This is a genomic window from Acinetobacter higginsii (genome assembly GCF_000369525.1).
Lineage (GTDB): Bacteria > Pseudomonadota > Gammaproteobacteria > Pseudomonadales > Moraxellaceae > Acinetobacter > Acinetobacter higginsii.
In genome coordinates this window covers 298,330-321,100 of record NZ_KB850070.1, presented here as the reverse complement: position 1 = coordinate 321,100, position 22,771 = coordinate 298,330, and the positions used below count along the sequence as shown (strand labels likewise).

The window sequence follows — 22,771 nt, the reverse complement described above, 5'->3', positions numbered from 1 at the left end:
TTCGGTTTGAAGCTTAAGTGAAGTTTGTGTGAAGTGTGAGGGTCAAGAGCACACCAGATTGATGGGTTGCTAAGAAGTCGAGGCGATTCGCTTCAATATTCTGGATACGAATCTGACCGTGGTGCTGCTGAATAATTTGTTTGACGATACTGAGCCCAATGCCAGTACTGCGTTGCTGATTATGCGGACGAGGCAGTGAAAAATAAGTCTCAAATACACGGTTTAAGGCATATTCAGGAATTGCATCGCCCTCATTAAAAAACAACAAAGTGATGCTTTGATGGGTTGGGTCTTGCTGAACTTGAACTGCGATTTTCCCCTGTGGCGGGCAGAAGTCTCTGGCGTTATCTAAGAGATTATTCAGCGCTTGTTTCAGCCAAAATGGATCGGCGTGGATTGCACAGTGTTGGGGGAGATCAAGTTGTATTTGGATCTGTTTCAGCTGCAAAGCACTATGTTGTTGCTGAAAGCATTGTTGAATGAGCTCGTTCAGGTCTAAGTTTTGAAACTCTAAAACATGTTGATTTTTTTCGAGTCGTGTTAATAACAACATTCGTTCAATCAAGGATTGCAAACGCTGGCTTTGCTGGATGATATGATGGGCAAACTGTTGCTGATCAGCTAGAGGGATATCATCTTGTAATAGTTCAGCACTGGCTTGAATGGCGGTGAGCGGGCTTTTGAGTTCATGGGTAAGTGTGTTGACATAGTTCTCCACATAGCCACGATCTTCTAGTTTTTCGCGCATTTCACTCAGTGCCTGAGTCACTTGGTTGAGTTCTTTAGCGGAATAAAAGAAAGGTGCCTGATTCACTGGTGCCAATGCCTGTGCATAGCGTCGAACCCGATCAATACTATGTCTTAGCCAATAGGCCACCATACTAGCCAAGAGCAGGCTGAGTGCTGCAATCCAGAGGGCTTGATAAATCAGTTGTTGCTCAGCACGTTCGATATAGGGTTGTACCGACTGGTTCGGTTTACCAATACTGACCACGCCGAGCAATTGCTGTTGATAAATAATCGGTGCTGCAATATGCATGACACTGCTATTGCGGTCATAGGGATTGGTGGCGGTCGAACGTGCACCGTATTTACCACGCAGTGTTAAATAGACATCATTCCATTTGGAATAATCTTGCCCAACGGCTTGTCCTTCAGAATCATAAATCACGATGCCTTTGGGATCGGTAATGTACAGTTGCTGGTTAATCTGTTTTTTGCGATGCTGCCAAATGGTGGCATTCAGTTGACGAGATAATGCTGCCTGAATTTTTTGATCAAATTCGGGCGTATCCACCTGATGTTGATAGACATCTTCCGCAATCAGTTGGGCAATAATATTGGCGTTTTCAGCGAGGGTGTCTTCAACCACTTGTCGTACATTGGGTTTCACTTGTTGAGTCAGGGTATAGGCGATAAAGCCTAGACTGAGTACCACCACCAAGCTAAAGAAAAACCAGATACGGACAAAGATAGACATGCTTTAGCTCAACTTTATCAAACTATAGCCAAAGCCACGATGAGTACGAATCGGATCATCATGTGGAGTAATCTGTCTGAGCTTTTGCCTTAAACTCTTGATATGCGTGTCGACAGTACGTTCCAAACTATGTTCAGGATGTTCCCAAATATGATCCATCAGTTGTTGGCGGCTAAACACCTGTTCTGGATGCTGAATTAGTAAAAATAACAAGCGGTATTCATAGCGAGTCAGTTGTAGTACTTGTTGATGATAATGAATCTGTAAAGCTTGTGGATTGCATGACCAAGTTGCCGATTGCACAATAACGTCAGTTTTCGTCGCTGCTACAGAGGCTGTAACAGGCTGAGCTTGCGCTTCCATTCTGCGCCAAATCGCTTTGATTCTTGCCACAATTTCTCGTGCGCTAAAGGGCTTGCTGCAATAATCATCCGCCCCAATTTCGAGACCAACCACTCGGTCAATTTCATCATCACGGGCTGTTAAAAACAGTAAAGGGGTTTGATCTTTTTGACGTAATTGTTTGCAGACTTCGAAACCATTCAGATCAGGGAGTCCGACATCTAAAATAATAAAATCAAAGGATTGTTGCGTCAGTAATTGCAGTGCCTGTGTTCCTGTATTGGCCCAACTGACTTGCCAACCTTCACGCTCAAGCGCATAACGTAGCGGCAGGACAATGGCGGCTTCATCTTCAACACAAAGAATTTGTTTTTGCTTCATAAGGCATGTACATACAGAATTTTCTAGTTTTATCTGCTGAGTTTAACTGAAGTTATGATGGTGTGTAGTGGGAATATAGAATTTTTTATAGGAACAAGAGGATAGCGAAAGAAGACCTGAAGTGCCCTGTAATCTTCGGATTTGATCGTCACGCCAACCACAGGAGCAGATGCTAAAAGTGAGGTTTCCTTTAGCAAAGCAAATAACAAGGATAATGTTACTGCGTTGCTTAGAGTACTGAAAACTGGATAAAAAGCAAACATAATTTTCAGCATGGATTGTGCTTTTGTGTAAAAAATCAGCACTACCACAAAGAAAGTTGTGATTCTTCTTCTAGCGCCTGTAATTGATATACCCCGACGCCGACCAGACGGAATTGGAATTCTGGGTCAATATGCATTTCATCGAGAAGTTGTAGTACCACTTGCCCCAAGTCTTGTTGTGATTGTAGTGCCTGCTTAAAGCTTTTACTGTGCTGTAAGACTTGGAAATTTTTAAGCTTGAGTTTGACGGTCACACCGCGAGCCGTTAGCTGTTTTTTATTTAAACTGCGCCAGACTTGCTCGGTCAATGGCTGCCACGCATGGCTGCATTGAGCAAGGGTGTAATCATCGTCAAAAGTAATTTCCTTGGAAATTTGCTGACGTTCTCGTTCTGCTTTGACAGGTCGGTGATCAATGCCTTGCGCATATAAATACAGCTGTTTGCCGTACTTTCCAAAATGATGAATCAGCACATTTTCGTCAATTTTTTGCAGATCGCCCAAGGTATGTAAATTCAGTTGCTGCAATCGTTCTTGGGTGACTTTGCCCACCCCAGGAATTTTATTCAAGGCTAAATCTTGAATAAAACGTAGCACCTGATTCGGTTTAATCACAAATAAACCATTGGGTTTGTTCCAATCCGAGGCAATTTTTGCCAAGAACTTATTCGGTGCCACGCCTGCGGAAGCGGTCAGTCCTGTGATTGCAAAAATATCAGCACGGATCTGTGTTGCGACTTCGGTGGCACTGGCAATATTTTTTAAATTTTCAGTGACATCCAGATAGGCCTCATCTAAAGACAGCGGTTCAATCAAGGGGGTGTATTGCTGAAAAATCTGATGAATTTGCGCTGAAACTTCGCGGTATTTTTCAAAATTGGGTTCAATCACGATGACCTGTGGACAGAGTTTTTTGGCTTGTCCCATCGACATAGCCGAACGGAGTCCAAAGACACGGGCAGGGTAAGACGCTGCGGCAATGACAGCTCTTGGATGATGAGAGGAAATCACCACAGGCAAATCTTTTAGTTCGGGGCGATCTTTGAGTTCAACAGAGGCATAAAAAGCATCCATGTCGATATGGATGATTTTGCGTAACTCATTTGGCATCTTCAATGCCTTGTGCTTTCAAAAAAATCCGCCATTGTTTTGGTGATTCGGCATAAACATTTAAATCCACGGCTTTGGGAACGCCGTCGATTTTGCCTTGGCTGCTATGCTGCCAAAACAGCCATTGTCGACCATCTTTGAGTTCAGGTTTGCCCTCATAATCTCTGACCCATAACGGGGTGTTGTTAAAGTTCCCCATCAGCACAATATGGTAAAAGCTCTTTGAAATATAAAAAATCGGTTGTTTGCCATAATGCTGTTGCAGTTGGTCATGCATGACCTGAATTTCTTTCAGTAATTGCTCTTTGGTATAGGTGTTGATGCAGTTACTGTCATATTCCAAATCAATTACAGGCGGCAGGGCATCGGCTTTTTTCGGAACGGTCGCAATAAAATTTTCCGCTTGTATGGCACCATCACGACACAGCCGATAAAAATGATAAGCACCGACATGTAGGCCACGTTCACGCGCCTTTAACCAATTCTGCTGAAAGTTACGATCTTTAAAATCACCGCCTTCCGTGGCTTTTAAATAAACGAATTGATATTGCATTGGCGAGATTTTTTTCCAGTTGATCTCGCCTTGATGATGGGACACATCAAAGCCGCGAATGGAATAATCATGTGCCGAGGCTTTCTGCTGATAGAACAAGCCAAAGTAGCTGACCACACTCAGCATAACCGCTAAACCGATACTGGCATAAGTCGGATAATGTGGTGTCGACGGAAATTTTGCAGATTTTTTTGCCATATCGTTTGTGTTATGCGATGTCTAAGCGAGTGTCAGATTTACAGTATTGGTCATGTAGCGATTGTAATCTCTTCGCCTTCATGTGGGTGACCTGACTGCCTAATTGTGCCACAAATTTGCATGATGCATAGTTCTCGGCTTGTTTCTGATAGTCTCGAACCCAGTTTTCACGGATCGCTAAACGGGCTTCACTCACAGGCCAAACGCCGAGTGCTAAGCGATTCACACCAATTCGCCAGGGCTTTGGGCTGATTCTGGCTCGGAAACAATTTTGATTTTTACACATTCGGACGTAGTTAGGATCCGCATGAATGGCATTGAATAATAATTGAGCTTCATCACTTTTAGGTTCAAAGGTTTGATACATTGCCAAAACACGATAACCTTTTGGTGTGAGATAAACGCGTAAATGCCATGTGGGGTGCTGTTGAGAGAAATCTTGAATTGATGCAAATGCACGCTGTTCTGGTGTTCCAAATAACTTGCTTTGTAAATAGAACAATCCTTTGCCAAGCAGCCCTGTCAAGATGAGGGAAACAATCACTCCGACTCCCAAGATCATCCATGAACCTAAGTAAACAGCCCCAATACTTGCGAGCAGCATTAACAATAAAAAAGCCAATAGATACAGTCTAAATCGAGGTGCGTATTCGAAATCGATATCTGCAAATAACACATCTGGGGTATTTAAGCATAATGCGCCGTAGGAGTTTCGCGTGATAATAACATCGTCATGCTGAGCAATAATCTGTTCTCTGATTGGTACGCCTTCGGCACCATTGTAGGGAACTTTATGGTCGATTTTTCGAATATTTTCACCAGCCTTGATCCTTTCAATTGCCTCGGCAACACGTTGCTCGGCATGCGATTGCGCTGCTGCAAGGTTTTGATCTGACCAACCAAAGCGTTTAATGGTGTATTGTCGCCCTGCAATCTTGGTTTTTGTTTTAGCTTCTGCCCAATGCTGTGGAACGATCATTTTATTTTTCCTTATTCTGTTTATTGGACGACGAACTTTAGGTCCGTAAATTTAATCTGTGGTTTCTTTGGGGATTTGCCAGAACACCAAGGCGGTAATGACATTAATACAGCCAAGAGTAATCAAAGTGGCGTGGAAGGCGGTGCTAATCGAGGCACTGGAAAACTGTTGACCAAATAGATTGATTAAGGTTCCTGCCAAGGCCACCCCGATACTCATGGAAAGCATCATGATCATCGACAAGAAGCTATTGCCACTACTGGCATCCTGTTGTGCTAAGTCTTTCAAAGTTAGCGTATTCATGCCCACGAATTGCAGCGAATTGAGTGTACCGAAGATAAACAGGTGTAGCACTTTCAACCAAAGCGGTGTCGCGGCGGTCATCAGTGAAAAACTGGCGATACATAAACCGACTAAAACAGTATTGGTGAGTAAGAAACGACGATAACCAACCCGTTGAATCAAGGGACGAATAATCGGTTTGGAAAATAATGAGCCGAGCACCATTGGAATCATCATTAAACCGGTATAGAAAGGTTCAAAGCCAAAGGCGACTTGCAGCATCAACGGTAAAATAAAGGGAATCGCATTACTGCCGAGGCGGGCAAAGAAATTACCCAATACGCCGATTGAAAAGATTTTGTAGCGAAATAGGCGACCATGAAACAGGGCATTTTGATGCGTATGCGCATGGTAGGCATAAGCGGTGGCTGCCAACAGTCCTGAAATCAATAAAACCACGCTGATCCAACGGGAATATTGCGATGCCGCAATATTCTCAATGCCTAAAGACAAGCCCACCATTGCGACCATTAACAGGATAAAGCCACTTAAATCGAAGGATTTGACGCTTGGCTCTTTCTGGTTTGGCATGACTTTGAACGTCATGATCATGCCGAGTACACCCATCGGAATATTAATTAAAAAGATCCAGTGCCAAGTTGTCACTTCGACGAGCCAACCTCCTAAGGTCGGCCCCATCAACGGGCCAATCAGACCCGCAAGGCTCATCAGACTCATCGCAGACAGAAATTGGGAGCGTGGGATCAGTTTTAACAGTGCCAAGCGCCCCACAGGCATCAGTAAGGCACCACCAACCCCTTGAATGACGCGGAAAAATAATAATTGTTCTAGGTTTTGTGACAAGCCACAGCCCAACGAGGCCAAGCTGAAAATCACCATGGAGCTGAGATAAATATTGCGGATGCCAAAACGATCAGCCAACCAGCCACTGAGCGGAATACAGGCCGCAACCGACAGCACATAGGCCACAATGACGCCATGCATTTGCAGGGGATTTTCATTGAGTTGGACTGCCATGGCAGGAATTGCCGTGTTGACGATGGTGGTGTCCAAGGCTTGCATAAAAAAGCCAATCGAGACCAAGAGCACCAACATTCGGAATTCAGGCTGTACCGCTTGATGTGTTGTCGTTGTCATGAGCCATGATGGATAAAAAGGCAGTTTTAGTTTAATGCAACTGTGTGTGAAATAAAGCCTAAAATTGTCAAAGAGTGGTCATGAAACTGACATTAAAGTGTCATCGAATTTGCATCACCAACGACTAGATTGGCCATACAGAATAAATTGTATGGAATTTGATCATGAAATTTAAGATTTCAGTATTACTGACAGCGTTACTGTCGGTGGGGTTAGTGGCGTGTAATGATGACAACGACAATAACAACGCAAATACGCCAACAGAAGTAGTTGAGACAACCCCTGAAACGATTAAATTAAGTTTATTAGGGCGCTATGAGACCAATGTCTTTGCCAAAAGTGCTGCTGAAATTCCTGCTTATGATGTGGCAAGCAAACGTCTCTTTGTGGTCAATGCCCAGAAGGGTTTAGTCGATGTTTTAGATGCATCTAAACCTGAAAAGCCCGTCCATATTGCAGAACTTTCTGCCCGTACTTATTTAGCCAACTCGGAAGTGAACAGCGTTGCAGTTAAAAATGGCATTGTAGCAATTGCAGTCCAAGCCGAGAAGAAAACCGATACAGGGATCGTGGTGTTTTTTAATGCCAAGGACTTAAGTTTTATCAGCAAAGTTGCTGTGGGTTCATTGCCCGATATGTTGACTTTTAGCCCCGATGGCAAAACTGTTTTAGTGGCCAATGAAGGCGAGCCAAACGATGATTACTCGGTTGATCCTGAAGGTTCAGTCAGCATTATTGATATCAGCAATATTCAACAACCCAAAGCCAGCGTAGCGGACTTTAAGGTGTGGAATTCACAAAAGGTGGATTTAATCGGCAAAGGGGTACGTATTTTTGGGCCAAATGCGAGTGTGGCTCAGGATCTAGAGCCTGAATATATAACCATTGCTGCAGACAGCAAAATTGCTTGGGTGACATTGCAGGAAAATAATGCGATTGCACGAATTGATATTGCTCAGCAGAAAGTCACTGATATTTATCCATTGGGCTATAAAGATCATGGGCAAATTGGCAATGAACTGGATGTTAGTGATAAAGATAAAAAGATTGATATCAAAACATGGGCTGGCTTGGTCGGGATGTATCAACCTGACTCGATTGCCAATTACCAAGTCAATGGTCAAACCTATCTGGTCACTGCCAATGAAGGTGATAGCCGTGAATGGTTGAAGGATTCCAAAGCCTATTATGCGGGCGATGCCAGTAAAGGCTTTGTTGAAAATATTCGAATGAAGCATTTGTTTAACAGTAAAGGCTTTAATCAGGATGGCGATTATCCAGCACATTTACAGCAACTGGCTGCAGGGGTGAAAGGGGCAAAACTCAATCCAGTGACCTTTGCATATTGTGGTGCCACAGCGACAACTGCGGGTGCATGCCGTGATGATGCAGCATTGGGGCGTCTCAATATTGCATGGAATATAGGTTATCAAACCAATGCCGATGGTTCAGCCAAGCTTGATGCCAATGGCTTGCTCACTTATGACAAGCTCTACGCTTATGGCGCGCGTTCATTCAGTATCTGGAATACTCAAGGTCAGTTAGTTTGGGACTCTGGCAGTGAGTTTGAAAAGAAAACTGCTGAATTGTTCCCGAACTATTTTAATAGTGACCATGAAACAGTGGCTTTTGATGACCGTAGTGATAATAAAGGCCCTGAGCCTGAGGGTATTGCTATCGGCACGATTGGTCAGAAAACTTTTGCTTTTATTGGTTTGGAGCGAATGAGTGGGGTGATGGTCTATGACATCACCACACCGAATAAACCGAAATTTATTGAATATTTTAGCACACGTAATTTTGTTGAAACCGATGCTGCAAAACAGGGCGATTTAGGGCCTGAAGGCTTGATCTTTATTGCTGCAAAAGACTCACCAAACGGCAAGCCTTTATTGGTGGTGGGGAATGAAGTCAGTGGTTCAACTGCGCTATATCAAGTGAATGTACAATAAGTTCTCAATATAAAAAAAGCGGATCTTTTTGATCCGATTTTTTTATGGGTCAGTTTTAGACCTCGATATGGCTGGGTGTGTTTAAGTTTTTAATCACACTTGAAATCTGTTCCAGTGTTTCACAAATAATCACTTTGGCGCGATGTTGTGGTGGTAAAAAGCCTTCTTCTACCGCATGATCAAGCTGTGCAATCAGGGCATCATAAAAACGATTGACGTTATAGATGATCATCGGTTTTTGGTGCTGATTGAGCTGTCCCCAGGTGGCAATTTCCAGAATCTCTTCAAAAGTTCCTAGACCACCAGGCAGGGCAATAAAGGCACTGGCACGTTCGGCCATCAGGGCTTTACGTTCATGCATGCTGTTGACGATATGCAGTTCGGTCAGTTTATGGTGGGCAATTTCATAATCCAGCATAAATTCTGGAATCACACCGACTACTTCACCGCTATGTTCCAGTACGGTATCTGCGACCTGTCCCATTAAACCAATACTGGCACCGCCATAGACAATCCCAAAACCTTGATTGGCAATATGCTGGGCAAGTTCAATGGCTTTATCTCGATAAATAGGCTTGTTGCCTGTACGCGAACCGCAATATAAGGCAATAAGGGATTGGGTGGTAATGGGAGTTGGGTTAATGCTTTTTTTCTCTGTCATTCTTAATACACTATTCATTCGTTTATTTTCACCTTATCATTTTCGCTGTGCTTGTCTAGGCTAAATCAGGTTTGTGACAGTTTTATGCACATTTTACATACAATGGGCTTTTGTCGCGTCTCGAAAGAATTTGAAAACATCCTCAACATAAAAAAAGATGAATTTCACTGCAATCTTGCCTATACTGAAAATCCTTTTATTAATCTTTGTACCTCTATGAGTAGTGGTTGTTGTCGCTCCGCATTGTTCTTATTTCCTAAAAAAAATGTTTTGGCTGTTTATGCCGACCTTTTAAAATCTCAACTTCATAACAATATTGCTGATTTTGCAGAGGAGTCACCTCAATGATTCTGGAATGGATGTCAGATCCAGCTGCTTGGGTTGGCTTAGCCACATTGGTGGTGCTTGAAATTGTATTGGGTATTGATAACCTTGTTTTTATTGCAATTTTGGCAGAAAAATTACCACCAGAACAACGTAATGCTGCGCGTAAAATTGGTTTAATTCTCGCCCTGTTAATGCGTTTGATCTTACTTGCCTCGATCGCATGGGTGGTGACATTAACCACACCGCTGTTTCATATTTTTGACCATCCCTTTTCTGGACGTGACTTAATTCTACTGTTTGGTGGTGTGTTCTTGTTATTTAAAGGCACCATGGAACTGCATGAACGCATTGAAGGCAAGCAGGCACATAAAGAAGAAAATCCGGTGCATGCTGTGTTTTGGATGGTTGTGGTGCAGATCGTGGTCCTTGATGCTGTCTTCTCGCTCGACAGTGTGATCACTGCAGTGGGGATGGTGAAAGAGCTTTCGGTGATGATGATCGCGGTAACGATTGCGATTGGTATCATGTTGCTGGCTTCACGTCCATTGATGGATTTCGTGAATAAGCATCCAACCGTGGTGATCCTGTGTCTTGGCTTCCTGATGATGATTGGTTTCTCATTGGTGGTCGAAGGCTTCGGTTTCCATATTCCAAAAGGTTATTTATACGCTGCGATTGGTTTCTCGGTGTTGGTAGAAATGGTCAACCAAACTATGCGCCGTAACCAAGAGAAATTGGTCACTACCACTGATTTACGTTACCGCACTGCTTCTGCCGTACTGCGTATGCTCGGTAATAAGAGCAATGGTAATGAAAGTCACAACAAAGAAGCGGAAGATGTGTTAGCGACACAGGCTTATGCCAAAGAAGTCTTTGATGAAGACAATGGGGTATATCATAGTGTCTTGGTTCAAGGGGTCTTGGGTTTATCTGAGCGTCCAGTTAAGTCGGTGATGACACCACGTCCAGAGTTGGAATGGTTAGACTTGGATGACGATCCTGCTGAGTTAAAAGAACGTTTAATGGCAATGACCCATTCGCGTTTGATCATTGCCCGTGGCGAGTTAGACAATATCGAAGGGATTGTTCTCACCCATAAAGTATTGAATGAATATATCGAAACTGGTGCGATTGATTTCAGTAAACACTTACGCGAACCTGTGATTGTGCATGAAAATGCACAAGTCCTGATGGTGATGGAGCAATTACGTCAAGCACCGTTGCAAATGGCGATTGTCCTGAATGAATATGGTTCGATTGAAGGGATTGCCACACCAATTGATATGTTAGAAGCGATTGCGGGTGAATTCCCTGATGAAGATGAATTGGAAGCAACTGCAGAAAGTTTAGATGACGGTTCTATGTTGTTAGAAGGTTCAACCGACATTCGTCACGTTTCTTTGTTATTGGGCAAAGATTTGGTCGATGAAAGCGAAGAATATTCAACCTTGTCGGGCTATATCTTATTCCATCTTGGTCGTTTACCTGAAAATGGTGACATGATTGAAGTCGATGGCTATCGTTTTGAAGTTGTGACAATGGATGGGCACAAGATTGAAAAAGTGCGCATCCTTCCGAAAGAGAAGACGACCGAGAAGTAATTAAGTTTGAGCAAATAGCCTTTGAGTTTGGCCTTGTGGTACAAGGCTTTTCTCAGGGCTTTTTTATTTGAGAATTGGAAATGACTTCATCACAAAATTGTCCATGTGGGCAGGGGCAATATGCTGAGTGCTGTCAGCCTTTGCACTTAAAACGGCAAGTCGCTCAAACTGCAGAGCAGTTGATGCGATCGCGTTATAGTGCTTTTGCATTGCAACAGATTGATTATATTTTGCAGACGACAGCCTTGGGGCAACAGCCAGCTTTAGACCGAGCTGCGATTGCAGACTGGAGTCAATCGAATCAATGGCTCAAACTAAAAGTCGTGCAACATCAGCCCAAGCTGGATAAAACACATGCGTTGGTTGAATTCAAGGCACATTATCATGATGGCACGCAAGCGCATATTCATCATGAAATTTCACATTTTGTATTACACCAACAGCGGTGGTATTTCCTTGATCCGACTCTGGATATGCAAATCACCATGAAACAACCCTGCATTTGTGGCTCGGGGAAAAAATTTAAGCAATGTTGTGCGCAATTCATCTAAGTTTGTCTTAGAATAGCGCACACTTTTACGCCTGATTTAGGGATGTAGGCAGATGTTACTCACCGTAATTTATATTATTGCCATTACTGCAGAAGCGATGACTGGTGCTTTGTCAGCGGGCCGACGTAGTATGGACTGGTTTGGTGTGGTACTGATTGCCTGTGTCACGGCATTAGGTGGTGGCTCAGTACGAGATGTATTGCTCGGGCATTATCCTTTAACCTGGGTTAAACACCCTGAATATTTGGTGCTGACCTGTATTGCTGCCTTTGTGACGATTATTATTGCCAAGTGGATGCGCCATTTGCGTAATATCTTCTTGGTACTGGATGCCTTGGGTTTAATCGGCTTTACCATCATTGGTTGCCAGATTGCGTTATCCATGGGACATGGTTTTGTGGTGTCTGCGGTCGCTGGGGTATTAACTGGAGTATCAGGTGGTATTCTGCGCGATATTCTGTGTAATGACGTACCGTTGGTGTTCCGTCGTGAGCTCTATGCTAGTATTTCCTTTGTTGCGGTAATTTGTTATTGGGTGTGCTTGGAAGTGGGTTTACCACACGATCTTACCGTGATTTTTACTTTGGTTTTTGGTTTCACTTTACGTTTGATTGCGATCTATTTTGGTTTGGAAATGCCGAAATTTATTTATAAAGAAGATGATGCGGAATCTGCGTCCTCAACCGATGAGCATTGATAAAAATTATATAGATAAGCAGATGTTAAAAAGAATTGATATAAGTCCGTTTTCTTATCATTCAATTGAGATTGATGGTTATATCCCCTTTGCTATTTATTTGAATGAAAAATCTCCAGATTTGTTTTGGAGAGCTGGTAATGGCTCTACATCTTTAATTGAAATAGGGCTTTTAAAAACAGGTGAATTGTCAACGATCAAACTTATTACCTATGATCCACAGATGATTATTCAAACGATAAAATCACCGACATCGTCAGCTTTGAAAAAAACATTCCTCCCTGTTTTTGATGTTTCGTCTTGGGTGGTAGATATGAACGATTTTTCCAGTCAGTTTAAAGATGCATTTGATACAGATTTTCAATTGCTGATTGGTCTGGATTACATCGAACTGGCATTTTCATCTATTAAAGAGAATACAATTGAATCTTTTCAAGGGCACCATTTTAGTCTGGACTTTAATGATCATGATGAATTTGCTTCTTTGCAAATTTTAAATATTGATAAAAATAAAATGACATTACTTAGAGAAAGTCTCAGGTTAGATAAGTAAAAATCTTCTGTTTAGAACCTTATCCAATTACAAATTCTCCGAACAAGACACCATTTGACGTTTAAACAACAACAAGGGCTTGTCACAACGCCTGCATCCACATAGCATACAAAACATTGACGATAATAAATGATTTTGGATGACTCGCTGAAATGACCAGCCTTGCACATCATGCAACAGAAAACCGTTCCGTAGCCGAATTCACTGAGCAGGCTTACTTGAACTATGCCATGTACGTGATTATGGATCGTGCATTGCCCCATATCAGTGATGGTTTAAAGCCTGTACAGCGTCGTATTGTCTATGCGATGAGCGAGCTTGGCTTAAAGTCGACAGGCAAACCGAAAAAATCGGCACGTACCGTGGGTGACGTACTCGGTAAATACCATCCGCATGGTGACTCAGCCTGTTATGAAGCGATGGTATTGATGGCACAGCCATTTAGCTATCGTTACCCATTGGTTGAGGGTCAGGGCAACTGGGGTTCACCTGATGATCCAAAATCATTCGCGGCCATGCGTTATACCGAAGCTAAACTTTCGGCTTATAGTGAATTATTGCTGAGTGAGCTTGGGCAGGGCACCAGTGAATGGCAGGATAACTTTGATGGTTCGATGAAAGAACCAATCACCTTACCTGCACGTATTCCCAATATTTTATTGAATGGTACCACGGGTATTGCAGTGGGGATGGCAACCGATATCCCGCCACATAACTTGCGTGAAGTGGTGAAAGGCACCATTGCGCTGATTCGTAACCCTGAAACCACCGATGAAAAATTAGCAGAATATATTCCTGCACCAGATTTACCGACCAAAGCTGAAATCATTACTCCGCCTGAAGAATTACTGAAAATTCAAACCACAGGTCGTGGGAGTTATCGTGTTCGGGCGGTGTATACAGTCGAAAAAAATGAAATCGTGATTAGCGAATTGCCCTATCAGGTTTCTGGTTCAAAAGTTGTGACTCAAATTGCCGATCAAATGATTGCCAAGAAGCTACCACTGGTTGCCGATATTCGGGATGAATCTGATCATCGCAATCCAACCCGTTTGGTGATTGTACTGCGCTCTAATCGTGTTGATGCAGAAACGGTGATGAGTCACTTATTTGCGACGACTGATTTAGAATCAAGCTACCGTGTCAACCTGAACATGATTGGGGCGGATGGCCGTCCGCAGGTGAAATCGATTCGCCGCATCTTGTTAGAGTGGATTGAGATTCGTAAGCAAACCGTGACCCGTCGTTTGCAATATCATTTAACCAAAATTGAAAAGCGTTTACATATCTTGGCCGGTCTTTTAATTGCCTACTTAGATATTGATACCGTGATTCGGATTATTCGTGAAGAAGACCAGCCGAAGCCTGAACTGATGCAGCATTTTGGTATTGATGAGATTCAAGCTGAAGCAATTTTGGAACTCAAGCTCCGCCATTTAGCCAAGCTTGAAGAAATGGAAATTCGCCGTGAGCAAGAAGAACTGGAAGCCAAAGCTGCCATTATTCGTGAGCAATTGGCAAATCCAGAATCATTGAAGAATCTTATTATCAGTGAATTAAAAGAAGACGCGAAAAAATTTGGTGATGATCGCCGTTCACCAATCGTTGCCCGTGCAGATGCGGTGCAGATCAAAGAGCAAGATTTAATGCCAGCCGAAGCGGTGACCGTGGTGTTGTCAGAAGCTGGTTGGGTGCGTGCTGCCAAAGGTGCGGAAGTGGATGCTGCTAATCTCAACTTCCGAGCGGGGGACCAGTATTTAAGTCATGCGGTAGGTAAAACCAATCAGCGGGTGTACTTCTTGGATCAAACAGGACGGAGTTATGCCTTGCCAATTAGCAGCTTGCCATCAGCACGTGGCTTAGGTGAACCGCTCAGCTCCAAACTGTCTCCAGCCAGTGGGGTCTCATTTATCCAAGTCTTTATTGAGGACGATAATAATGAATTGCTCGCTGTCAGTTCTAAAGGTTATGGTTTTAAAACCCAAGCCGCGCAATTGGATACCAATGCCAAAGCCGGTAAGGCATTCTTGACGGTTGCAGATAAGGCAACGGCTTTGCCATTGCTGCCAATTCAGCAAGCAACCCATGTCGCGATTCTCAGTTCATCAGGACGTTTATTGATTATTGATTTAGCAGAACTTCCTGTTCTGAATAAAGGTAAAGGTAACAAGTTGATACAACTTGATGAAAAAGAGCAAATTTTATCCATGACAACCCTGAGTTTAGATGAAATAATCCAAGTCGCTGCAGGACAACAGCATCTAAAACTGAAAGGGGACGATCTCCAAAAATATCTAGGAAAAAGAGCAACAAAGGGGCAACTTTTACCACGCGGATATCAAAAAGCAAATAGACTCTTCATTCAGAGATAAGGCTAGTATTCTGTGATACAAATACGTTATATATGACAATGTATTCATATTGTTTGAATAGATTGACAGGGCAATTCAAAAAGTTAAAAAAAATGTTTTGTCATGGACGTAACGTTGTTACATTTTTAAGGATTACCACTCGGAGATAATGGCATTATGGAAAAGATTTGGTTTGCTGAATACCAAAAGACAGGAATTCCAGAAACAGTTGAACTGCCTGCTGAAAACACCTCACTTGTTGATATTTTTGAACGCAATTTCCAAAAATTTGGTTCACGTGATGCCTTTATCTTCATGGATAAAGTTTTAACGTTTAATGAATTAGAAGTCGCTAGCCGTAAATTCGCTGCTTATTTACAGAGCTTAGGTTTAGCTAAAGGATCACGTGTTGCGGTCATGATGCCGAACGTTTTCCAATACCCAGTGGTTGCTTTAGGTGTATTCCGTGCAGGTTTAGTGCTTGTAAACGTGAATCCATTATACACAGCACGTGAACTTGAGCATCAATTGAATGACTCTGGTGCTGAAGTGTTGGTAATCATTGAAAACTTTGCCAGCGTTTATCAAAGCATTATTGGTAAAACACCTGTGAAGCATGTTGTGGTGGCTTCTGTGGGTGACATGTTGGGTACATTGAAAGGGACCTTGGTCAACTTTGTTTTACGTAAAGTGCGTAAGCAAATTCCAGCGTGGAATATCCCTGGGCATACCAAATTCAATGCTGCATTAAGCAAAGCCAATCCAAGCAACTACAAGCGTCCAAGCTTAACCTTAAGTGATACTGCGGTACTCCAATACACGGGTGGTACAACAGGTGTTTCTAAAGGTGCTGAATTGACGCATCGTAACCTTGTGGCGAACTTACTTCAGTGTGAAGCCATTTTCTCAAGTAAGTTTGGTGCTTCTGACAGCGCAAAAGGTGATCGCATTGTTTGTGCATTGCCGCTGTATCATATCTTTGCGTTCATGGTATGTGCGCTTTACGGTATGTACAAAGGTCAAGCGAATATCTTGATTCCAAATCCACGTGACTTGCCAGCAGTGGTTGGTGAATTACGTAAATACCAGCCTTCATTCTTCCCAGCGGTAAACACTTTGTTTAATGCTTTAGTGAACAATGAAGAATTTAAACAACTTGACCATAGCAATCTGAAGATGGCAATGGGCGGTGGTATGGCGGTATTGCCTTCAACTGCGGCAGCATGGAAAAAGATCACAGGTACAACCATTATCGAAGGTTATGGTTTATCTGAGACTTCGCCAGTTGCAACGGCGAATCCACCTGCAACAACTGAATTCAGTGGCACCATTGGTATTCCATTGCCATTAACTGAAGTTGCAATTTTGGATGATGACGGTAAAGAAGTTGCACTGGGTGAACAAGGTGAAATTTCAATCCGTGGCCCTCAAGTCATGAAAGGCTATTGGAATCGTGCAGATGAAACTGCCAAAGTGATGACTGCTGATAATTTCTTCCGTACCGGTGATATCGGTGTGATGGATTCACGTGGTTATGTGAAGATTGTTGACCGTAAAAAAGACATGATCTTGGTATCTGGCTTCAACGTTTATCCAAGTGAAATTGAAGAAGTGATTGCGAAACATCCTAAAGTATTGGAAGTGGCTGCGATTGGTGTTCCAGATGAAAAATCAGGTGAAGTGCCAAAATTATTCATCGTGAAAAAAGATCCTTCTTTAACGACTGAAGAAATTATTGCTTATGCAAAACAAAACCTAACAGGTTATAAGTGCCCACGTTATGTTGAGTTTATGGAAGAATTACCGAAGTCAAATGTAGGTAAAATCTTACGTAAAGACTTACGTAAACCAGCTTAAGAATAAAGCTAAAAAAAGCGCCGCAATCGCGGCGTTTTTTTATTTGGATTTATTTAGTACTATTTGATTTCATGAGCCAACGATCGATATACGGTCGTCCAATACCGACAATGCCGACAAAAACCACCATGGTTGCCAGTTGGAAACGTAAACGGGTTGGATCAATGCCATTAAAGCTAAAATAATTATCAGCAAGAGCATAAATTACAATGACCGCCAACCAATGCCAGAGTGTTAAGCGATAAATCCCGACCGCATAAAAGGCAATGCTGAGGATCACAAAAGTACCTAGAGTTGACTGCCAATTCAGATTTGCACAAATCACACTGAGTAAAAATGCCATGATTGGGAGTACGACTTTCAATACACGATCAACTAAGAGTTGATGCTGTCGTTGCTGTGCCAAAACATCAAACATTTCTTTTTGATCTTGCTGCTGCATAGTTTGACCTTAAAACTGTATGAAAAAACACAACTTTTACACACAAACGTGGTGTAAAAGAAACGCTTGTAGAACAAGCACAAATGAAAGTTCAATAAATTATAGATTATGATAGCATGATCAGAAGAACTTCAAATGATGGATCTCAGCATGCAAGGTATTAGCGGCATTATATTGATGATTATAGTCGCATGTTTGTTGCCGTATGTGTTTACCTTGATTGCAAAATCAAAAGGTGGTTTTCAAGCAAAAGATAATCAAAACCCGCGCGAGTTTTTAGCTAAAACAACAGGGTTGTCTGCACGCGCCAATGCCGTGCAACAAAATAGCTTTGAAAGTTTACCTTTGTTCATTGCTGCGATTTTGATGGCAGAATATATGGTTGTGCCAGAACGCTTTATTCTTACGTTGGGTTGGGCTTACATCGTATTCCGTGTGATTTATGGCATCTGTTATCTAGCCAATTTGGCAACTTTGCGTTCAATCATTTGGTTTTTCTCTCTGCTTTGTCCAATTTTACTGTTCGTGATTACTATTAAAATGACTTAAGCGCAGCTGGATAGAAAATTCTCCAGCTGTTTGCATATCTAGCATCATTTTCATTGTATTCACGTTATAATCTGTCCGATTTACATCTGACTTCACAATATTAAACGAGTGTTGATATGAGTTATAGCAATATTCCTGCGGGTAAAGACGCACCTAATGACATCTATGTCATCATCGAAATTCCTGCAAATGCAGCGCCAATCAAATATGAAATCGATAAAGATTCAGATGCGTTATTTGTAGACCGTTTCATGGGTACAGCAATGTTCTACCCAGCAAACTACGGTTATGTACCAAATACTTTGTCTGAAGATGGTGACCCATTAGACGTACTTGTTGTAACTCCACATCCTGTTGCTGCTGGTTCTGTGATTCGTTGCCGCCCAGTAGGTAAATTAAAAATGGAAGATGATGGTGGTATCGATGCGAAACTGATCGCTGTTCCACACGAAAAATTATCTCCACTTTATAAAGATGTTCAAGAATATACAGATCTTCCGCCGTTATTGATCAGCCAAGTTGAGCATTTCTTTGCTCACTATAAAGATTTAGAGCCTGGTAAGTGGGTAAAAATCAGTGGTTGGGAAGGTGCTGACGTTGCGAAAGCAGAAGTACTTAAAGCAATCGAAGCGGCTAAAAAGTAACTTTGAAATGCTGACCCAAGCTTGGAATTTTTAAAGCTTGATCATAAAAAAACTCCATTCGAATGAATGGAGTTTTTTTATTGCTTGATCAACTGTGAATTAGAATAATTTCACAGGAATATCAAGCCAGATACGCCATTCGTTGGTATCACCAATGTAGGCATTTGTTTGGTAGTCATCACTCGCACGGTAGTATGAGTGACGTAAGCGTAAGCTTGCATCTTTGGCAAAACCAGATTGAACGGTGTATTTCACTTGGTTAAAGAATTCACGTTCTTTGGCATTGTCAGTCAGGTTCTTAACTTTAATGTCCCAACCGTAAACGAATGCAGTAGTCCAGCTTAAACCAGGAACACCATAACCACCAAAGTCTACGTTATATTGAAGTTGTGCAGATTTTTCACTGTTACCAATGAAGTCAGACAAGTAAGAGTTTGGCAAATAGATACTTTGTGCACCATCAGCATTCTCACCATAGTCATAACCAGTATTGCCATTGTTTTGTTGGTAAGCCAACATCACGCTGTGAGGACCCGTGTTATAGGTTGTAGAAAGTGCCCAAATGGTGTTTTTACGATTAGACAAATCATCTGTCGTACTTGAGTAAGTGCTCGCTTTTTCATCCCACTTGGTGTGATATGCGCTCAAATCGTAAGTCAAACCACTGTTTTTATCTAACGCTTGTTTGTAGTTCACATTGATATAATGACGATCCAACTTATCTTTGCTGTCTAAGCCAAAGTAAGCGGCATTTAAGTTGTCATCAAATTTGTATTTTGCGCCCCAAACAACAGCACGATCTAAACGACGGCCATCAGTATTGATTTGGTCAGAGTACTGATCTTTAGTGAATTTACCGGCAGTTAACTCTAAGCCATCAATTTCACGGCTTGTTGCCAAAATACCTTCAAAGTATTCAGGTACTAAACGTGTTGTATTGCTTGCCAGAACAGGGATATCTAAGATTTGTGTACCGTAAGTGACCGTAGTATTCGAGATACGTGCTTTTACAAAACCGCCACCGCGCGCCCAGTGATCATAGGTATCGCCAGTATTGTCTTTACCATTTAAGCGTTCGCGTGGAATCATGCCGTTACCAGCATTATTGTTTGAGCCTAATTTAAAAGAGCCGTCACCAATCACACCAGCACCAAAACCGACTAAACCTTGAGTAAAACCAGTTTCCAGTTTCACCATTGCCGTTTGAGCATATGAGCTTGTGTCTTTGACACCATTCTTTTTGTCACGATTTAAATAACCAGTACGGAATAAAATATCCCCTTTGGCATCTTCAACAAGTCCTTTTGCTTCGCTTTGTTCGCTTGCATATGTTGAGGTAATTAACGCGGCATTAATCAAAACCGCTAAAGTAAGTTTATTTGCCTTTGGCATAGCTCGCCTCATTAAAAAAAATAAATTTGGGATAGAACCGAAATTTTGACCAATTGTATAAGTTATGCATAAAAAAGATAGATTTTTATTAAAATAATTTAATTAATATTAAATAAAATACTTATATAATTTTATGATTTGTTTCTCGTTTAAAAAACCATCAAATTAAATTTAAGATAATGATTTTTATATCTAATTTAATTTAATTTGGTTGTAAAATAAGCTGTATATTTTTTGATTTATTTTTATAAAAATATGTGATTTATTGCATTATTTTTTCTTTTTATTTAATGAGTTATTTTTTCTTTGTTTAAAAAATAAGCGTATCGGTTTGCAAAAAATACCATCCCGACGAATGACAGTGACTCATCAATCTAAAAGTTACAGACGTTCAGGCGAATTTAAGTTTTTTGCCGATGCACTTTTATGGAACACCGCCTGCTTTTTCTACACAATGCTTATATTTTAAACGCTTTGTTGCTTTTTTACTTTGCAGGTATGCCTCTTTTTTGTGCAATAAATAGTCTTTATTTTTATAGCGCTTCTAAATAGTTCAAAAAAACAGATCTGTTTTTGATAAAGATCAATTCCAAGGCACAAATGACAGAAGCTCAGCACTTTTATGGGACAAAATCGAGATTTAATGCAGTTTTTATAGAGTTGGCACAGCAATTGCTAATTACTTTTCGATGCAATTTAAAACATAAATCAGTCGAATATCCATCATGGGGGAGATCAATATGATGAAATTTGCATGTAAAGCAATCGCGTTGAGTATTTGTGCAGTGACTTCGACTTTTGCTATGGCGGAAGAAACAAATACATTATCTCAATACGGCCTTAGCTTTTCTGGAACCGCTGCTTTAACGACAGATTATCGTTATCGTGGTATTACTCAAACTGAAAGTGATCCTGCGGTGCAAGGTGGTTTTACATTGACACATTCATCTGGTTTATATGCAGGTGTGTGGGGTTCGAATGTTAATTTTGGCGCTCCAGATCCACATTTGGAGTTAGATCCATATGTGGGCTATGCGACTGAACTTCCATTTGCGGGTAAACCGACTTTAGATGTGGGTTTATGGTATTACGGCTATCCAAGTGCATCTGATCTGAACTGGTTAGAATTATATGCAAAATTAGGCTTTAAAAATGTCTTGGCATCTGGCGACAGCTTATTGGGTAGTTTGAACTATACCAATGATTTTGCAGGTACAGATGAGAATGGTTGGTATGTAAATGCGACTTATAATGTTCCTTTCGCTGATACCGGCTTCGGTGGTGTTGCAAGCATTGGCTATACCAAAGTAGATCTTGATGAAGCTTTTGGTCAAAAAGATGCTAAAGATAATTATGTAGACTGGAAAGCAGGTGTGACTTATAGCGTTAAATCAGTATCGGGTTTAACGGCTGAACTCGCAGCGGTAGGGACTAATATCGATGCGCAGACTCAACCTTATAAACGTGGTGTTGAGACAGGTGCAGTGTTTACTTTAACCAAAGCATTCTAAGTTTCTTTAAGTAAATAAAAAGCTAGCACTGTTGCTGGCTTTTTATTGATTTGAGCATTGAGATATTAAGCCTGATTAAAATATAGATAGGCCCATTCTGATAATCAGAAAGACCAAAAGAATAAGAAAAAATAATCTGATAAATTGACTGCCATAGCGTAGCGCTAAAAAAACACCCACTAAAGAACCCATAATATTACAGACGGCGATCGTTAATCCGATTGCCCACAAGACATGACCTGTAGGAATAAAAAATAAAAGTGCTGCGCTAAATGTCCCAAGGTTAACAACCTTTGCAGATGCAGAAGCATTGAGGAAATCAAAACCGAAAACTTTGACAAACAGGAAAAGCAGAAAACTTCCGCTACCAGGCCCAAAAACACCATCATAGAAGCCGATCAATCCACCAAAAAGGATTCCGAGCAAGATTTCTTTATGTCCGCATTTGAGATAAGTACTTCGTGCACCTAAATCCTTCTTCAAAAATGTATAGACAGCCATCATGATGAGTAAACAAAAAATGACATACGTCATCAATTGCTTGGGAATATAGGCAGTGGTCATCGCCCCAATAAATGCAAATATAAATGCTGCAAGCATTGTAGGAATCAGAAGTTTCCACACAAAATTGATTTTATGAACAAATTTAAAAATAGAAGATGCCGTTCCCGCCCAAACAGCTAACTTATTTGTACCAAAAACGGTCGCAATACTGTGTTGTGACAAAGCATGTAATAAGGCAGGTATTTGTACTAAACCACCACCGCCAACTGCTGCATCAATCAGACCGCCACAGAAAGCAAAGAACCCTAAAGTCAGTAGGACGGTTTCATCATTTATCATATCAGCCAGTCTTAGAATTTTTTATGTTGTTCGCACTTTTGAAAGAACAGCATGCGAATCTTGTTAGATCATTATTAAACATCGTTTCTTGTGAG

21 protein-coding genes are annotated in these 22,771 nt (G+C 41.6%); 11 read left to right on the top strand and 10 right to left on the bottom strand.

Annotated features, from left to right (window positions below; all coding sequences use genetic code 11):
• Positions 1-13: 13 nt before the first annotated feature.
• The 6 genes from creC to mdtD form a co-directional block, all read right to left on the bottom strand.
• Entirely contained in the window at positions 14-1,480 is a 1,467-nt protein-coding gene (gene creC / locus F902_RS02055; RefSeq protein ID WP_005200646.1) for a two-component system sensor histidine kinase CreC, read from the bottom strand.
• A gap of 3 nt (positions 1,481-1,483) precedes the next feature.
• Complete coding sequence (creB, locus tag F902_RS02050) at positions 1,484-2,203, bottom strand: two-component system response regulator CreB (RefSeq protein ID WP_005200645.1); 720 nt, start codon at positions 2,201-2,203, stop codon at positions 1,484-1,486.
• A 304-nt stretch (positions 2,204-2,507) separates the two neighbouring features.
• Positions 2,508-3,575, bottom strand: a complete 1,068-nt coding sequence (gene dinB / locus F902_RS02045; RefSeq protein ID WP_005200644.1) for a DNA polymerase IV — start codon at positions 3,573-3,575, stop codon at positions 2,508-2,510.
• The gene (locus F902_RS02040) at positions 3,565-4,326 is read right to left on the bottom strand and encodes a glycoside hydrolase family 25 protein (RefSeq protein ID WP_005200642.1); all 762 of its coding nucleotides are present in this window, start codon (positions 4,324-4,326) and stop codon (positions 3,565-3,567) included. Before F902_RS02040 ends, dinB begins: the two co-directional genes overlap by 11 nt.
• A 10-nt stretch (positions 4,327-4,336) precedes the next feature.
• On the bottom strand, positions 4,337-5,305 hold the full coding sequence (locus tag F902_RS02035) for a hypothetical protein (protein ID WP_005200641.1): 969 nt from the start codon (positions 5,303-5,305) through the stop codon (positions 4,337-4,339).
• A gap of 51 nt (positions 5,306-5,356) precedes the next feature.
• Positions 5,357-6,745 carry a multidrug transporter subunit MdtD gene (gene mdtD / locus F902_RS02030; protein ID WP_005200639.1) on the bottom strand — a complete coding sequence of 463 codons (1,389 nt, stop codon included), beginning with the start codon at positions 6,743-6,745 and terminating at the stop codon, positions 5,357-5,359.
• A 164-nt stretch (positions 6,746-6,909) separates the two neighbouring features.
• Between mdtD and F902_RS02025 the strand changes: the two genes are divergently transcribed.
• A complete protein-coding gene (locus tag F902_RS02025) occupies positions 6,910-8,697 on the top strand; it encodes a choice-of-anchor I family protein (RefSeq protein ID WP_005200637.1) in 1,788 nt (595 codons plus the stop codon).
• A gap of 55 nt (positions 8,698-8,752) precedes the next feature.
• On the opposite strand, the gene F902_RS02020 is transcribed toward F902_RS02025, so the two are convergent.
• A complete protein-coding gene (locus tag F902_RS02020; RefSeq protein ID WP_004656405.1) occupies positions 8,753-9,376 on the bottom strand; it encodes an LOG family protein in 624 nt (207 codons plus the stop codon).
• Between the two features lie 84 nt (positions 9,377-9,460).
• Here F902_RS02020 and F902_RS02015 point away from each other — a divergent pair, with 84 nt between their 5' ends.
• The 7 genes from F902_RS02015 (at position 9,461) to F902_RS01985 (ending at position 17,295) form a co-directional block, all read left to right on the top strand.
• Positions 9,461-9,706 (top strand): hypothetical protein, encoded by a 246-nt coding sequence (locus F902_RS02015; RefSeq protein ID WP_005200628.1) that lies wholly within the window; start codon positions 9,461-9,463, stop codon positions 9,704-9,706.
• Positions 9,703-11,286 (top strand): TerC family protein, encoded by a 1,584-nt coding sequence (locus F902_RS02010; RefSeq protein ID WP_005200627.1) that lies wholly within the window; start codon positions 9,703-9,705, stop codon positions 11,284-11,286. The genes F902_RS02015 and F902_RS02010 overlap by 4 nt, the downstream gene beginning before the upstream one ends.
• An 80-nt stretch (positions 11,287-11,366) precedes the next feature.
• Positions 11,367-11,837: a YchJ family protein gene (locus F902_RS02005; RefSeq protein ID WP_005200625.1), complete on the top strand. Its 471-nt coding sequence runs from the start codon at positions 11,367-11,369 to the stop codon at positions 11,835-11,837.
• A 52-nt stretch (positions 11,838-11,889) separates the two neighbouring features.
• On the top strand, positions 11,890-12,534 hold the full coding sequence (locus F902_RS02000) for a trimeric intracellular cation channel family protein (RefSeq protein WP_004802075.1): 645 nt from the start codon (positions 11,890-11,892) through the stop codon (positions 12,532-12,534).
• The gene (locus F902_RS01995) at positions 12,524-13,087 is read left to right on the top strand and encodes a hypothetical protein (protein WP_017401962.1); all 564 of its coding nucleotides are present in this window, start codon (positions 12,524-12,526) and stop codon (positions 13,085-13,087) included. The genes F902_RS02000 and F902_RS01995 overlap by 11 nt, the downstream gene beginning before the upstream one ends.
• A gap of 152 nt (positions 13,088-13,239) precedes the next feature.
• Complete coding sequence (gene parC, locus F902_RS01990) at positions 13,240-15,459, top strand: DNA topoisomerase IV subunit A (protein ID WP_005200622.1); 2,220 nt, start codon at positions 13,240-13,242, stop codon at positions 15,457-15,459.
• 156 nt (positions 15,460-15,615) lie between these two features.
• Positions 15,616-17,295, top strand: a complete 1,680-nt coding sequence (locus tag F902_RS01985) for a long-chain-fatty-acid--CoA ligase (RefSeq protein WP_005191709.1) — start codon at positions 15,616-15,618, stop codon at positions 17,293-17,295.
• A gap of 49 nt (positions 17,296-17,344) precedes the next feature.
• On the opposite strand, the gene F902_RS01980 is transcribed toward F902_RS01985, so the two are convergent.
• Positions 17,345-17,737 (bottom strand): hypothetical protein, encoded by a 393-nt coding sequence (locus F902_RS01980; RefSeq protein WP_005200620.1) that lies wholly within the window; start codon positions 17,735-17,737, stop codon positions 17,345-17,347.
• A gap of 150 nt (positions 17,738-17,887) precedes the next feature.
• Here F902_RS01980 and F902_RS01975 point away from each other — a divergent pair, with 150 nt between their 5' ends.
• Together F902_RS01975 and ppa are read left to right on the top strand one after the other, a co-directional pair.
• Positions 17,888-18,286: an MAPEG family protein gene (locus F902_RS01975; protein ID WP_004802081.1), complete on the top strand. Its 399-nt coding sequence runs from the start codon at positions 17,888-17,890 to the stop codon at positions 18,284-18,286.
• A gap of 116 nt (positions 18,287-18,402) precedes the next feature.
• A complete protein-coding gene (gene ppa, locus F902_RS01970; RefSeq protein WP_004656389.1) occupies positions 18,403-18,930 on the top strand; it encodes an inorganic diphosphatase in 528 nt (175 codons plus the stop codon).
• Positions 18,931-19,029: 99 nt separating this feature from the next.
• On the opposite strand, the gene F902_RS01965 is transcribed toward ppa, so the two are convergent.
• Positions 19,030-20,322: an OprD family outer membrane porin gene (locus F902_RS01965; RefSeq protein ID WP_005200618.1), complete on the bottom strand. Its 1,293-nt coding sequence runs from the start codon at positions 20,320-20,322 to the stop codon at positions 19,030-19,032.
• Positions 20,323-21,062: 740 nt separating this feature from the next.
• Between F902_RS01965 and F902_RS01960 the strand changes: the two genes are divergently transcribed.
• Positions 21,063-21,833 carry a TorF family putative porin gene (locus F902_RS01960; protein ID WP_004802085.1) on the top strand — a complete coding sequence of 257 codons (771 nt, stop codon included), beginning with the start codon at positions 21,063-21,065 and terminating at the stop codon, positions 21,831-21,833.
• Positions 21,834-21,908: 75 nt separating this feature from the next.
• On the opposite strand, the gene F902_RS01955 is transcribed toward F902_RS01960, so the two are convergent.
• Entirely contained in the window at positions 21,909-22,676 is a 768-nt protein-coding gene (locus F902_RS01955) for a sulfite exporter TauE/SafE family protein (protein WP_005200617.1), read from the bottom strand.
• Positions 22,677-22,771: the final 95 nt, after the last annotated feature.

What these genes read in the sequence shown, in the direction of transcription:
- creC (WP_005200646.1), bottom strand. Translation starts at nt 1,480, where the DNA reads ATGTCTATCTTTGTCCGTATCTGGTTTTTCTTTAGCTTGGTGGTGGTA.
- creB (WP_005200645.1), bottom strand. Translation starts at nt 2,203, where the DNA reads ATGAAGCAAAAACAAATTCTTTGTGTTGAAGATGAAGCCGCCATTGTC.
- dinB (WP_005200644.1), bottom strand. Translation starts at nt 3,575, where the DNA reads ATGCCAAATGAGTTACGCAAAATCATCCATATCGACATGGATGCTTTT.
- F902_RS02040 (WP_005200642.1), bottom strand. Translation starts at nt 4,326, where the DNA reads ATGGCAAAAAAATCTGCAAAATTTCCGTCGACACCACATTATCCGACT.
- F902_RS02035 (WP_005200641.1), bottom strand. Translation starts at nt 5,305, where the DNA reads ATGATCGTTCCACAGCATTGGGCAGAAGCTAAAACAAAAACCAAGATT.
- mdtD (WP_005200639.1), bottom strand. Translation starts at nt 6,745, where the DNA reads ATGACAACGACAACACATCAAGCGGTACAGCCTGAATTCCGAATGTTG.
- F902_RS02025 (WP_005200637.1), top strand. Translation starts at nt 6,910, where the DNA reads ATGAAATTTAAGATTTCAGTATTACTGACAGCGTTACTGTCGGTGGGG.
- F902_RS02020 (WP_004656405.1), bottom strand. Translation starts at nt 9,376, where the DNA reads ATGAATAGTGTATTAAGAATGACAGAGAAAAAAAGCATTAACCCAACT.
- F902_RS02015 (WP_005200628.1), top strand. Translation starts at nt 9,461, where the DNA reads ATGGGCTTTTGTCGCGTCTCGAAAGAATTTGAAAACATCCTCAACATA.
- F902_RS02010 (WP_005200627.1), top strand. Translation starts at nt 9,703, where the DNA reads ATGATTCTGGAATGGATGTCAGATCCAGCTGCTTGGGTTGGCTTAGCC.
- F902_RS02005 (WP_005200625.1), top strand. Translation starts at nt 11,367, where the DNA reads ATGACTTCATCACAAAATTGTCCATGTGGGCAGGGGCAATATGCTGAG.
- F902_RS02000 (WP_004802075.1), top strand. Translation starts at nt 11,890, where the DNA reads ATGTTACTCACCGTAATTTATATTATTGCCATTACTGCAGAAGCGATG.
- F902_RS01995 (WP_017401962.1), top strand. Translation starts at nt 12,524, where the DNA reads ATGAGCATTGATAAAAATTATATAGATAAGCAGATGTTAAAAAGAATT.
- parC (WP_005200622.1), top strand. Translation starts at nt 13,240, where the DNA reads ATGACCAGCCTTGCACATCATGCAACAGAAAACCGTTCCGTAGCCGAA.
- F902_RS01985 (WP_005191709.1), top strand. Translation starts at nt 15,616, where the DNA reads ATGGAAAAGATTTGGTTTGCTGAATACCAAAAGACAGGAATTCCAGAA.
- F902_RS01980 (WP_005200620.1), bottom strand. Translation starts at nt 17,737, where the DNA reads ATGCAGCAGCAAGATCAAAAAGAAATGTTTGATGTTTTGGCACAGCAA.
- F902_RS01975 (WP_004802081.1), top strand. Translation starts at nt 17,888, where the DNA reads ATGCAAGGTATTAGCGGCATTATATTGATGATTATAGTCGCATGTTTG.
- ppa (WP_004656389.1), top strand. Translation starts at nt 18,403, where the DNA reads ATGAGTTATAGCAATATTCCTGCGGGTAAAGACGCACCTAATGACATC.
- F902_RS01965 (WP_005200618.1), bottom strand. Translation starts at nt 20,322, where the DNA reads ATGCCAAAGGCAAATAAACTTACTTTAGCGGTTTTGATTAATGCCGCG.
- F902_RS01960 (WP_004802085.1), top strand. Translation starts at nt 21,063, where the DNA reads ATGATGAAATTTGCATGTAAAGCAATCGCGTTGAGTATTTGTGCAGTG.
- F902_RS01955 (WP_005200617.1), bottom strand. Translation starts at nt 22,676, where the DNA reads ATGATAAATGATGAAACCGTCCTACTGACTTTAGGGTTCTTTGCTTTC.